The organism is Marinobacter sp. DUT-3 (assembly GCF_050379435.1).
Taxonomy (GTDB): domain Bacteria; phylum Pseudomonadota; class Gammaproteobacteria; order Pseudomonadales; family Oleiphilaceae; genus Marinobacter.
In genome coordinates, this window is record NZ_JBNRMG010000001.1 from 1099225 (window position 1) to 1111303 (window position 12079).

Below are 12079 nucleotides of genomic sequence, written 5' to 3' on the forward strand. Positions count from 1 at the left end.
GTAAGACTCAGCGATCTTGAATCTGCGCCAGTGCGATATTGATATCCTCGCGGTTGTCAGGGCGTACAAGGCGGGTGATTTCCTGCCCATCCTTCAAGAAGACCAGCGTCGGCCACAACTTCACACCAAGCGTCCGGCCCAGCCGGCGCCCCTTTCCATCCTCCACCTTCACGTGTTCAACCCCGGGATAGCGCTCCATAGCGGTCTTGATGTGCGGCTGCGCTGACTTGCAGAAGCCACACCAGTTTGTGCCGAACTCAATCAACAAAGGACCCTGGCTATGGGCCACCTCCTCCGGAGTTATGGATTCGGGTGTATATTGGCTCTCGAACGGCATGATGCTTCCTCGGCAGGGGTCAGGCAACGTTTGAGCATAAGTATCCAAATGGTACCTTTTTATCGAATCATTCATCCAGACACCGGTTGCTCAAATCTCGGGGCGCCGACGGCTACGAAACAGTGAGCGAATGCCCATGAACGCGGCTTCAAAAACACTAATAATCTGGCTAAGCATACTAGCCCTGGCCATCGCTAACGGCCTGTTTCGGGAGGCTGTGCTTCTGCCAGCGTTCGGGACTCCAACTGCATTCGTACTGAGCGGCCTGCTACTGTCAGCCCTGATTATTGGCGTGGCGTGGGTATCCCTTCCCTGGTTGCGCCTGCGCCGCCCTGGGCAATTCTGGCTGGTGGGTTTTGGCTGGCTCGCACTCACGCTTGCGTTCGAGTTCTCCTTTGGGCTTGCACAGGGAAAGTCGTGGCCAGTGATGCTTGAAGCCTACACCTTCAAGGATGGCAACCTCTGGCCTCTCGTGCTTGCGGTGACGGCTTGTGCGCCGTTCATCGCGGCAAAGATGAGGCGCAGGGCCTAGCGCAGATCGAGGCAGGTACGCAATTCTATGATGTCAAAGCAGCCTATCAAGTACCTCCGTGACAACCTTGGCCAGAGTCTTCTGGCCTCCCCTTTCCGGGCCCCATTGAAGGCCTGGGCACTGGTGCCGGTGTTTACCATCATAGCGGTGTCGGTCGGTTTTGGGGCCGGGTTATTTCAGTTTGGTTGGCTGGATTCTACCCTCGCGCCTTTGCTGCCCTTCCTTTTGTTTGTGTTCCCGTCCTTTCTTGAAGAAGCCTTATTCAGGGGCGTGCTTATTCCACGAAACATACTGGATTCTGGCGTCGTAAAGACCACCTGGGCTGTGGGGATCAGCACGTTTGTCTTTGTGGTGTGGCACCCGCTCAATGCGCTGGCGTTTAATCCCACGGCCATTCCTCTGTTCCTGAACCCCTGGTTTCTGATGATCACCTGTGCCCTGGGCATCACCTGTGGCTATAGCTATGCCCTCTCCCGGTCTATCTGGGTGCCGGTGATCATTCATTGGGTTACAGTGTCGGTTTGGGTGCTTTTTCTTGGCGGCAGAAATCTCGTGCTGGAGTTGTAATCACTATGACGGAATCCAAACAGGTCACCGGCCTTTCATCAGACCACCTTCCTCGCATTGAAGATCATCTTGACCGTTGCTATATCCAGCCGGGGAAATTGCCCGGCGCGCTGACTCTGGTGGCGCGGCGTGGGGAAATTGCCTATCTGAAAGCTCAGGGGCTGATGGATGTGGAGCGCAACAAGCCGGTTTGCCGGGATACGGTGTTCCGCATTTATTCCATGACCAAGCCGATAACGTCTATCGCGATGATGCAGCTCTATGAGCAGGGGCGGTTTTTGCTGGATGATCCGGTGCACAAGTATATTCCGGCCTGGAAGAACCTGCGGGTATACAACAGTGGTGTCTATCCCAACTTCCTGACCACACCTGCCACCAGCACCATGACCATTCGTGACCTGTTTACCCATATGTCAGGCCTGACCTACGGGTTCATGAACCGCACCAACGTTGACGCCGCCTACCGGGAACTGAAGCTGGATGGCAGCCGCAATCTGACACTGGAAGCGCTGGTCGGTCATCTGGCGGAACTGCCGCTGGAGTTCTCACCGGGTACCGCCTGGAACTATTCGGTCAGCACGGATGTGCTGGGGTATCTGGTGCAGTTGCTGGCTGATCAGCCGTTTGATGAGTATCTGCGCGAGCATATCTTTGAACCTTTGGCCATGCCCGACACCGGCTTCCATGTTCGTGACGATCAGCTTGACCGTTTCGCCGCCTGCTATCAGTACGATCCTGTCGATCAGTTCAAGCTGCAGGACGATCCGCAGACCTCCCCTTTCCGGGACAAAAGGAAGTTTCTGTCTGGCGGCGGCGGGCTGGTGTCCACCATCGACGATTATTTCCACTTTGCCCAGGCACTCTGTCAGGGCGGCGAGTTTGGCGGGCAGCGGATTATTGGCCGAAAGACTCTGGAATTCATGCGTCGCAATCATCTACCCGGCAACCAGGACCTGCCTGGTCTCTCTGTCGGTCCGTTCAGCGAAACACCTTACGCCGGGAGTGGCTTCGGTCTGGGCTTTTCGGTAAAGACGGACGTCGCCAAATCCCAGATCAACGGATCGGTCGGCGAGTATGGTTGGGGTGGCCTGGCGAGCACCAACTTTATTATCGATCCGGTGGAGGAACTGGTGGTGATCTTCATGACACAACTGATCCCCTCATCCACCTACCCGATCCGTCAGGAATTGCGGGCTATTGTGAATGGGGCGTTGGTGTAGCGGTTTCCAACCAGGAGCAGGGAGACCGAAACTGGTCCGGGGTTCTGGAGTGAGGCAGTCCAACCGTCGCTGCTCACTCGCGGCCCGGTGGTTTTAAAAGCGCGCAGGCCCCGGCCAACAGAAGAAACAGGGCGGCCGGCACATAGAGGAGCCCATAGCCGGACATGCCGACGGCAGACTGGCTGACCATCAACAAAGCACAGAATCCATACACGATGGGTCGAGTTCGAGTCCGCTTCATGGACCAAGCCAGCATGGCGATCATCAAGGGGATGACCAGAAACAGAAAAAATTCGACTTTGCCCCGCCATTCCAGCTGCAACCGTGCCGGCTCCGCCACACTCCGACTGTAGGCCGTGGTGCCATCGGCCAGTCGCTGTACCGATATTTGAATGGTTTCCGGTTGCCAACCGATATGGAAATACAGGGCAGAGGCCAGCACCGCCAGAATACTGGCAATTAGCGCCCCGTGCTCCAGGGAAGTTAGGCGAAATGGGCGTGGGTGAAATCTGAAAACGGCGATGCGTACCGTGGTAATAAGCATCAGGCCAAGCGCGGCGACCGCGCCGAAGCCCGCCAGGTACCACAACACCTTGATTAGAATCACCCCTGCACTCCCCCTACCGATTGCTCGTCAAAGATGCGGCTGCATTCCGGATATATAGCTACACGATGACAAAGGTCAATGGGTTCACCGCTCAACTGCCGCGGCCATCAAGGGAGCGATCTGTTCATCCGTCAGCGCTGGACTGACTTCCATCCGCATCAGGTCGTTCCACCAGGGCGACACCTTCTGGTGGTTTACCACCGGTCTCCAGAAACTGACCGCCCTATCCCCGCTTCGACGTCCAGCGATGAGGTCTCGGAGATGTCTTAACGGAACATTCGACGAATCCGTTCATTCACGAAATGGCAAAAGCACCTGCGTTCAGCGCACGTTGTCTGAGATGACGCCGCTTGACCCAAACCGTCGCGGCTTTTGGTCCCACAACCAGTCTCGCGTAATCGTCGGGGGGCAGTCTCAGCCAGGATTGAGGTTCGTAGTCTTCGCCGTCAACGGTGAGTGTTCCATCAACCACCAGCATTTCGAAGCCCCCGGGGTCGCCGATCCTGACCGACGCCCCGGGCGCTATGGTTTCAAATTGAACCGTCTCCCGCTCATCTTCGAACAAGGGTGAGACGGCAACATCCGGCCTCTCGGGATCGGTTATGCGGCCGATTCTGTTGGTATCGATCCTGACGAACGTGCGATCGGCAGGATCAAACTGGTGCAGTTTCACGAACATCAGGCAGCCTTGCTCTGCCCCGGGCGTATGGCGTGAGGTCGGCGGGTTGCGCACGTAGGTTCCCGCCGGATAATCGCCGTGCTCGTCCTGGAAAACCCCATGCAGGATCAGGAACTCTTCACCGCCGTCATGGGTGTGGGGTGAGAATGCACTGCCCTTTGCGTAGCGCACCAGGGATGTGGCTCGCGCCACTTCTTCGCCAATCCGGTCGAGCATCCGCCGGTCGACACCGGGCATGGGGGACGGAACCCAGTCCTGGCGCGCTCCGTGAACCACTGCGCGTTTGTTGAAATCCGCATTGATCAGCATAGGATGCCGTTTCCCCACCCGGTCGCGAAATCCAGTCTATTCACGCGGAAGGCGGCCAGATGAAGTCGGGCCGCAGCCCCTCATAAACGGGACGACCATCATCAGGACGAGGCGCGCCCGTGGACTCGTCAAAAAACGCATGGTAAGTCGCGGGCAGGCTCTCTGGATCGTACCCCATAAGGTTCGGCACAATCGCGCGGATTCGTCTTTGCTTGTCGTCCAGCATGATGGGTGTGCCACACGTTGCGCAGGTACACAGCTCGAGTGGTCCATCCGGATTCTGGTCGTTGAAAGGTTGTCGGTTCAGGCCTTCCCGATTGTCCACTGTCAGGTCACGGTGGTTGAAGAAGACGACATGGGTCGACTCTTGCCCGGTGACACGTTTACAGACAGAACAATGGCAGATGTGGTTGTCTATCGGATCATTACTTGATTGGGTGTGGATGTGCTCACAACCCCCGGCATATTTCTTTGACATGGCTCGTTCCCCTCTTGCTGAGGTTATACGCCGTGGATCCCCGAAAAGGGATCCTGAGAATCAAAGTATGGAACCTTGCAGCGTATGCCACAAGGTCGGTGAAAACCGGGACGGACCTGTTTTTTAGCCCGACGATGGGGGAGAGAAAGAGTAAATAGAGATGCGCCCTCAACGGTCCAGGTATTTCCGATAAAACATCAGAGACTTATCCGTCTCAACAGGCTGGTCGATGTCTTTCCAGGGAAAGGTAGCCTGAATCTCCGGCATTGGGTTGTAACCGAAGCGTGCCCAGACAGCATGGAGCGGCTGGTAGTCCTTCGGTTTCAGTGGGTGGTTCTCCGGCCGCTGCACGGCGCAGAATACACTGAGGGTCTTGCCCAGTCGGCTGGCGTGAGCCTCCCGCTCATCGAAAAAGGCCCGATACAGGCCATGGCCGCGGTAGTCCGGCAGCAATACGGATTCGGCGCAGTAAAATACGGAATCGATATCCAGCCCGGCCTCGACCAGCGGCTGACGAAATTCCTCGGTTTCGTCGGTCATGGCCAGGCCCGTCGAGGCGCCGATGACCCGGTCGCCGTCCAATGCCAATACGCAGACCGCTGTGCCGGACTCCACATAGGTTTGCAGGTAATTACGCTCGTATTCCAGCGAGCCATCGTAGAGGTAGGGGAAGTCGCGAAAAACCCGAATGCGCAGCTCAGCCACCGCCTGGAGCCAAGGAGCCAACTCGCTGCCGGTTACGACCAGGGTGCGCAGGTAATCTGGCGTCATTAGTAGCCTCTTTGTCCGGTGTTGATTCGAGCTATTTTACCAGTTTCATTCTGGTGGGGGTCTATGAGCGCGGCTGATCAAGCAGATGCTGATCCAGAACCTCGAAGAAATGATTCAGTTTTAGCGGTTTGGTCAGGTAGTCGTCGAAACCGGCGGCCTTTCCCCGGTGGATGTCCTCCGGCAAGGCATAGGCGCTCATGGCGATAATGGGTATGCCTGCCAGTTCCGGTTTCGCCTTCAGTATCTCCAACACCTGATAGCCGTCCATACCAGGCATGCTAAGGTCGAGCAGGACAATCGCCGGCTTGAGTGTGGAAGCCAGCTCAATGCCTTTTTCCGGAGTATCTGCGGGCACCATCCGGGCCCTGCCGTGCCGGCGGACAAATTGCTCCACCAGCTTGAGATTGACGGGGTTGTCCTCGATGTATAACACAATGTTCGATCGTGGCTCTCGTACACTGGCGTCAGCCGCAGGCTTTTCCACCGAGGTTTCTGGTGCCGGCCCCATTGGCTGGCATTCGGGCAGTTCTATCCAGAAGGTACTGCCTATGCCTACCTCGCTGCTTATCCCCAGCGTCCCATCCATGGCTTCGACAATCTGCCGGGTAATGGTCAGCCCAATGCCTGTGCCTTCGATGCTGCTGTCCTCTTTCTCGAGGCGATTGAATGGGGTGGCCAATCCGGGTAAATCCTCAGGGGCAATGCCCGGCCCTGTATCGGTAACGGAGAGTCGCACCTGATCTTCGCCGTTGTGTTGAATCCGCTCAACATCCACGATGACCTCGCCGCCCACGCAGTTGTACTTGATGGCATTGGAGACCAGGTTCAGCAGCACCTGTTTCAGGCGAGTACGGTCAGCTTTCACGCTCAGGCATTCGGTGGCGTTAAGGCGGCATTGTATTTCACGTTCTTCGGCCAGAGGCCGTACCAGTCCCAGCACGTCTTCAATGGCCGTGGTGACCTGAACCGGTTCCAGTGACACGTCTATCTGCCCAGCCTCCACCCGCGCCAGATCCAGGATCTCGTTGATCAGTTCAAGCAGATGATGACCGGCTTTGATGATTTCATCGACACTGCTCCAGTGACTGTCGGGCAGAGTAGGATCGGCTTTCATTATCTGACTGAAACCAAGAATGGCGTTCATCGGGGTGCGCAACTCGTGGCTCATGTTGGACAGAAACCGGGATTTTGCCCTGCTCGCCTGCTCGGCCAGATCCCGGGTCTGGTTCAGCTCTTTGTAGAGCCTGTCCCGCTGATCCGCCCGGAACAGGCTCCAGTAAATGTACTGTTCCCCCGGCCCGTCAGTTACGGCATTAACCACCACAGGAATGTGCCTGTCATCGGCGCTGAGAACCTCTAGCAGAATCTCTTCGACTTTCCCTTCATGCTTGAGCATCGGCAGAATAAAACTGTCGAGAATGATGCAGGATGCGGGCGTCAACAAGGAAGCGAGGGAGTGTCCGTGCAGGGAGCCGCTGATGAAACCCAGCCGGTTATAAAAATAGCGGTTCGCAAATACGATTTTGCGCTCACCGGGCGTACCGGGGCCCGTGGTCACCATACAACCACAGGGGAACTTTTCAGGGCCGGGGTCGGAAAATTCCTGCATTCAGTGCCTCCGATCACCGCAGAAACGCTCGATACGGTCTGCTACATCGGCAGGGTGAGTCATGTGGAGGCAGTGGCCCTCCCCCCTGATCAACGAAAACGTACTTCCGGGCATCCGCTCATGCATATAATGACCAACCCTTTGATCGGCCAGAGCGTCAGTTTCGCTCTGCAGGATCAGCGCGGGATGCTTTGAGTCGGGAAGAATGTGGCGATAATCCGAAAAGAACGTGGCCCGGGCGAAAACCCTGGCAGCTCTGATATCGGTTGAACAGAAGGTTTTGGCCAGATCATCAATCATATGCTGTGGCGCCTCGCGCCCCATGACCAGCGGGGCCAGGAAGCTGGCCCACCCCAGATAGTTTCTCTCCATCAAGTCGAGGAGCTCCTGGAGATCTTCCTGTTCAAAGCCGCCCAGGTAGTCGGGAGGGATGTTCAGAAAACAGGGAGACGGACAGATCATCACCAACCGCTCAAAGAGGGCCGGATTTGCCTGGCAGGCAAGAAGACCGATCATGCTGCTTACCGAATGGCCCACGAGAATCACGTCCTGAAGCTCAAGCGCCTCACAAATCTCTTTGACGTCCCTCGCGTAGCCTTCCAGTGACTTGTAGCGATCCAGATCAAACGCGGATATGTCCGAGCCGCCTGAGCCGACATAATCAAAAAGCACCAGCGTGTATTGCTCCGGCAATCGCGGCACCAGGTACCTCCACATGGTCTGATCGCAACCAAACCCATTGGCAAGCACCATGGTGCGAGCACCATTCCCAATCAGGTGGACGTTGTTCCTGCGGACAACTTTCTGGCGGTTCATCAGCCACTCCTTGTGCCGATGGCTCAAGTCGGGCACCTATGAATTAAGCATAGCCCCAAGAAAACAGAGCGTCCAAGGTGGAAATGGGGATTCAGACAAGCGGGACCGGGGCAGCAAGGACAGTCAACTCCGATAATTTTGGCCCCTGGCTCAGAAATAGGGTCTACACTCAGTGTGTTGAAGGGTTAGCTGCGCCTGAAACGAGGTAGTAAGTGCAGCACCAGTCGTACTAGGGATGAAGATGATTGGTCATAGTTAGGGAATAAAACAATGAATATCCAGATACTTAAGATTTGTCTACCTGCCCTGTTTCTTCTAAGCGCCTGTGCCGCATCCACAGGCGGCCTGCCGGGAGACCCCGCCCACTTGAAAGTCGAGCCTGAACTGTTCTGCCCGGGCGATGAAGTCACCGTCAGCTGGGATGTCAGCAATATGCCGCGCGATAGATCCCATTGCAGTATTCTGGGCGAGGGTTACGACTCCGACGCCAGCTGCGGCACCGCGCCTGATTGCCCCACGGATGGCACCTGCATTGATGGGTATTGTTGCCCTTCGTCGTTCCCGTCCGGCATTGCGCAGGCCTGCCCGAACCATTACGGCTGCTACCCGCCGTTCGAGCTGACCGTAACCGCCGATACGCTCACGCTTACGCCACCGGTGAACGGCGAGAATGAGGAATTAACCGGCTCGCGGACTGTTATGCCAACGGCCACCACGACTTTCAACGGCCGGGTCAGCTTTGAAGACGAAACCTATACCATGACGGAAACCGCAGAAATGGTGCGGCTCACCCCGCCATCCACCCCGGTATATGAGTTTCCGTTCGTGTGCAGCAGTGCGGGTCCGGGATGGCAACCGCTCGATCTTGATGAGGAATATGGCTGGAGAGAGCGCCGATATGCCAGCGACAACGTGCGGGTGGTGAATGTGCGCAACACAACGAGCCATACCATCGAGCTGCGGACGAACAACCCGGCCGTTGGCCCGATCACACTGACACCGGGGCAAGTCACCGATGCCTTCAATGGCCACCCGCAAGGAGAATGGTTTGTGAGCCTGTCTCCGCGCGACCCGGCCTATCTTGTAATTCCCCGCTGCGAAGCCACCGACATTGCCGACCCTTGGCCCGACCTGCAAGTGGAAGCGACATTGGAATGCGCGAATCCCGATATGGATATGGATTAAGATTCGTCACTCGGCGGACCGCTCAACCAGAAAATCCAGCAACGCACGCAGCGCCGGCGGCATTTGCCGGCGGCTGCCATAGATCGCATGGATGCCCAGCTCCTGCGTTTGATACTCGGGCAACAGCTGCACCAGCGCCCCCGAGCGTAGCAGCGCGCTAACCGAGTAAAGCGGCTGCTGGCTGATGCCCGCGTCCGCCAGCGTGGCTTCCAGCAGCACCATGGATTCGTTAGCGCTGAGGTTGCCGTTGACGTCGACAGCGAAGGGCTCGCCGTCACGCTTGAATTTCCAGGTGCTGCGGCCGAAATAGGCGTAGCTCAGGCAATTGTGCTGCGCCAGATCCTCGGGCCGCTGCGGTGTGCCGTGGCGCTTGAGGTAGGCCGGCGTGGCGCACACCACCGATCGGCATACCCCGAGTTGGCGGGCGATCACATTGGGGGCCAGTTGATTGGTAATGCGCAGTGCCAGGTCCACCCGCGCCTCGACCAGATTGACCGCCTGACTGTCGATCAGCAGATCGATGCCGACCTGCGGATACAGGGCGATGAACTCATTCAACGCCTGCACCAGCCAGGCCTGGGCGAACGACTGGCTGCAAGCGATGCGCAGGTTGCCGCGCGGGACCGTGTCGCCGCTTGAGCTGATGCCCTGCATGGTTTCGGCCATCGCGAGCATTTCCCGGCACTGCGGCAACAGCTGTTCGCCGGTGCCGGTCAGGCTCAGCTTGCGCGTGCTGCGATGCAACAGACGCGCGCCGACCCAGGTTTCCAGCTCACCGAGATAGCGCGAGACCATCGCCCGCGACATCTCCAGCGCTTCGGCAGCCGCGGTTTGGCTGCCCCTCTCCACCACCTCTACAAATACCCGGGTTGCCGTCAGACGATCCATTATTCGCTCGATTTATGCAATAAACCCGATCAGTTTAAGGGGTATTTTGCAACAATCAAAGCAACTAATATTCCTCCACCACTCAAGAAATGGAGGTCAACATGCCCACTACCCGTATCGTCCGCCAACTCGTCGCCGGCGCTGCTTTGCTCGTCAGTGCCTGCGCCGCCCTGGCGCAACCGCTCAGCGTCGAGGTGTACAACCCCGGCGAAAGCGCCATCTTCCCGGTCAGCTCGACGTTGATCACCGGCGAGCGCGACGCGATCCTGATCGATGCCCAGTTTTCCAACAGCGAAGCCCAGGAGTTGGTCGAGCTCATTCAGGCCAGCGGCAAAAACCTGACCACTATTTTCATCAGCCACGGCGATCCGGATTTTTACTTCGGCCTCGATACCCTGACCCGCGCCTACCCCGAGGCCAAGGTGCTGGCAACGCCAGAGACCGTCGCTTATATCGAGAAAAGCCGCGAGCCCAAGCTGGCGTATTGGGGGCCGATCCTCAAGGACAGCGCACCGGAGCGCACCGTGGTGCCGGAAGCCCTGCAAGGCGATAGCCTGACCCTGGAAGGGCAAAGCCTGCAGTTGATCGGCCACGATCCCAAGCACACCAGCCTGTGGATTCCCAGCATCAGGACCGTGGTCGGCGGGGTACTCACCTACGCCAACATCCACCCCTGGATCGCCGATGCGCAGACCGTCGAGGCTCGTCAGTCCTGGCTTGAATCCCTCGACCAGCTGGAAGCCCTGCAACCGACCACATTGATTCCCGGCCATTACCTGGGTGAGCCCAAGCTGAACCTGGACGACCTGCGCTTCACCCGCGACTACCTGCTGACTTTGGAAAAGGAGTTGCCGAAAGCCAGGGACAGCGAAAGCCTGATCAAGTCGATGAAAGCCAGGTACCCGGCGTTGCTTGACGACAGCAGCCTCGAACTGAGCGCCAAGGTGCTCAAGGGCGAGATGCAGTGGCCGTGATCAGCCCCGGGGAAAAGTGAAACCCGTTGTCGCCGATGTCAGCGTTTCGGCGACAGGGGCTCCCGAAAATTCAGGATTCGTGCGCTGGTCGGCGCGGATGGTTCAGAGGGGCGTGGCGGATCAAGCAGAGCCTGTTGCAGGGCGAGAAGCGAGTCGTACATCATGACCTGAATATCCAGTAGTGCCTTCACGGGGCTGCCGGCTACCCGTCGCCGGGCATCGATCACGAACTGAAGGCCCCGCAGCCGGCGTTGATTGCGCCTCGGACTGCCACGAATACAATCGTCAATCAGCGCCGCGCGCAAACTCTCGAAACCTTCCGGGTCACGCTGGAGCAGATCCCTGAGCTCATCGAACGTGGGCACATCCATGACTATCCTCCTTTCCTGGAATCAGGTAGTCAGTGCGGCACCTTCTTTAATTTAAGTCGCTGCAACCCGTGTTCGCCAGTCGGAAAACTGCGGTACGATATCCAACACAGGCGGAGATTCCTTCACAGATCGGAGAACGCTATGGCAGGTGGTTGGTCACGGGATGGCGCCGTTCAGGATCAGATCGACGCGAGCGTTGAGGATGAAGTGCAACGCGCACGCAGCCAGTTGGCAAGCGGTGAAAGCGCCACCCATTGCGAAGAGTGTGACAGTGCTATTCCGGAAGCGCGGCGCAAAGCGATTCCCGGGGTTCGGCTTTGTATTGAGTGCCAGGCCGCGCTGGAGAAGCAGGAAACGTCTCCAGGCGGCATTAACCGGCGTGGCAGCAAGGACAGCCAGCTCCGGTAACTCAACGCTTGCCCAGGCGACCTATCATTGCCTGTACAAACTCTCGCCGTGCCCGGCGCTGATCCCGCCGTACCAGTTCAAGATTGATGCCTCCCATTCCATCGCGATATCTGGTCGGTATGCTGTTCCCTGGCAAGCGGTCAACGCCCCGGTCTGATACGTCATCATTCTCGCGGAAGGCTAACGGGTTGTGGCCGTGGAAGTAGTTCATCTCTTTTGAAAGCAACATGTCTCTGTCCTCCCGGCGCTGCATCTGGTGGCTGGCGCCCTGGTTGTCTTATGAGTTCAGGTACATGCTAATATTGTTCTTAACTGCAAACTATTCCCT

16 protein-coding genes and 1 pseudogene are annotated in these 12079 nt (G+C 57.6%); 6 read left to right on the plus strand and 11 right to left on the minus strand.

The features are described from left to right. Window positions 1-7 precede the first annotated feature (7 nt). A complete protein-coding gene (locus ACQUWM_RS04965) occupies window positions 8-337 on the minus strand; it encodes a thioredoxin family protein (protein WP_428921372.1) in 330 nt (109 codons plus the stop codon). Window positions 338-473: 136 nt separating this feature from the next. Here ACQUWM_RS04965 and ACQUWM_RS04970 point away from each other — a divergent pair, with 136 nt between their 5' ends. From ACQUWM_RS04970 to ACQUWM_RS04980, 3 genes are read left to right on the plus strand one after another with little or no spacing between them, the layout of a single operon-like run. Beyond that, a complete protein-coding gene (locus ACQUWM_RS04970) occupies window positions 474-869 on the plus strand; it encodes a hypothetical protein (RefSeq protein WP_428921373.1) in 396 nt (131 codons plus the stop codon). Window positions 870-896: 27 nt separating this feature from the next. Continuing rightward, window positions 897-1436, plus strand: a complete 540-nt coding sequence (locus tag ACQUWM_RS04975) for a CPBP family glutamic-type intramembrane protease (protein WP_428921374.1) — start codon at window positions 897-899, stop codon at window positions 1434-1436. 5 nt (window positions 1437-1441) lie between these two features. Then, entirely contained in the window at window positions 1442-2656 is a 1215-nt protein-coding gene (locus ACQUWM_RS04980) for a serine hydrolase domain-containing protein (protein ID WP_428921375.1), read from the plus strand. 73 nt (window positions 2657-2729) lie between these two features. Here the strand turns inward: ACQUWM_RS04980 and ACQUWM_RS04985 are convergent, their stop codons facing one another. The 7 genes and pseudogenes from ACQUWM_RS04985 to ACQUWM_RS05015 form a co-directional block, all read right to left on the minus strand. Further along, window positions 2730-3263: a hypothetical protein gene (locus tag ACQUWM_RS04985; RefSeq protein ID WP_428921376.1), complete on the minus strand. Its 534-nt coding sequence runs from the start codon at window positions 3261-3263 to the stop codon at window positions 2730-2732. A gap of 84 nt (window positions 3264-3347) precedes the next feature. Beyond that, window positions 3348-3434, minus strand: a pseudogene (locus ACQUWM_RS04990) (DUF3303 domain-containing protein); the annotation flags it as partial. 124 nt (window positions 3435-3558) lie between these two features. Beyond that, complete coding sequence (locus ACQUWM_RS04995) at window positions 3559-4251, minus strand: cupin domain-containing protein (RefSeq protein ID WP_428921377.1); 693 nt, start codon at window positions 4249-4251, stop codon at window positions 3559-3561. A 40-nt stretch (window positions 4252-4291) separates the two neighbouring features. Further along, window positions 4292-4729, minus strand: coding sequence for a GFA family protein (locus ACQUWM_RS05000; RefSeq protein ID WP_428921378.1), 438 nt, complete (start codon window positions 4727-4729; stop codon window positions 4292-4294). A gap of 168 nt (window positions 4730-4897) precedes the next feature. Next, window positions 4898-5500, minus strand: coding sequence for a GNAT family N-acetyltransferase (locus ACQUWM_RS05005; RefSeq protein ID WP_428921379.1), 603 nt, complete (start codon window positions 5498-5500; stop codon window positions 4898-4900). Window positions 5501-5561: 61 nt separating this feature from the next. Beyond that, window positions 5562-7109 carry an ATP-binding response regulator gene (locus ACQUWM_RS05010; protein WP_428921380.1) on the minus strand — a complete coding sequence of 516 codons (1548 nt, stop codon included), beginning with the start codon at window positions 7107-7109 and terminating at the stop codon, window positions 5562-5564. Continuing rightward, window positions 7110-7925: an alpha/beta fold hydrolase gene (locus ACQUWM_RS05015; RefSeq protein ID WP_428921381.1), complete on the minus strand. Its 816-nt coding sequence runs from the start codon at window positions 7923-7925 to the stop codon at window positions 7110-7112. Between the two features lie 270 nt (window positions 7926-8195). Between ACQUWM_RS05015 and ACQUWM_RS05020 the strand changes: the two genes are divergently transcribed. Further along, window positions 8196-9110: a hypothetical protein gene (locus ACQUWM_RS05020; RefSeq protein ID WP_428921382.1), complete on the plus strand. Its 915-nt coding sequence runs from the start codon at window positions 8196-8198 to the stop codon at window positions 9108-9110. 6 nt (window positions 9111-9116) lie between these two features. On the opposite strand, the gene ACQUWM_RS05025 is transcribed toward ACQUWM_RS05020, so the two are convergent. Then, entirely contained in the window at window positions 9117-9998 is an 882-nt protein-coding gene (locus ACQUWM_RS05025; protein ID WP_428921383.1) for a LysR family transcriptional regulator, read from the minus strand. Between the two features lie 101 nt (window positions 9999-10099). On the opposite strand from ACQUWM_RS05025, the gene ACQUWM_RS05030 reads away from it, so the two are divergent. Further along, window positions 10100-10972, plus strand: a complete 873-nt coding sequence (locus tag ACQUWM_RS05030) for an MBL fold metallo-hydrolase (RefSeq protein WP_428921384.1) — start codon at window positions 10100-10102, stop codon at window positions 10970-10972. A 38-nt stretch (window positions 10973-11010) separates the two neighbouring features. Here ACQUWM_RS05030 and ACQUWM_RS05035 read toward each other — a convergent pair whose 3' ends face one another. Continuing rightward, a complete protein-coding gene (locus tag ACQUWM_RS05035; protein WP_428921385.1) occupies window positions 11011-11343 on the minus strand; it encodes a DUF3135 domain-containing protein in 333 nt (110 codons plus the stop codon). 141 nt (window positions 11344-11484) lie between these two features. Here ACQUWM_RS05035 and ACQUWM_RS05040 point away from each other — a divergent pair, with 141 nt between their 5' ends. Beyond that, a complete protein-coding gene (locus tag ACQUWM_RS05040; protein ID WP_407000825.1) occupies window positions 11485-11751 on the plus strand; it encodes a DksA/TraR family C4-type zinc finger protein in 267 nt (88 codons plus the stop codon). Window position 11752: 1 nt separating this feature from the next. On the opposite strand, the gene ACQUWM_RS05045 is transcribed toward ACQUWM_RS05040, so the two are convergent. Next, a complete protein-coding gene (locus ACQUWM_RS05045) occupies window positions 11753-11980 on the minus strand; it encodes a hypothetical protein (RefSeq protein ID WP_428921386.1) in 228 nt (75 codons plus the stop codon). Between the last annotated feature and the right edge of the window lie 99 nt (window positions 11981-12079).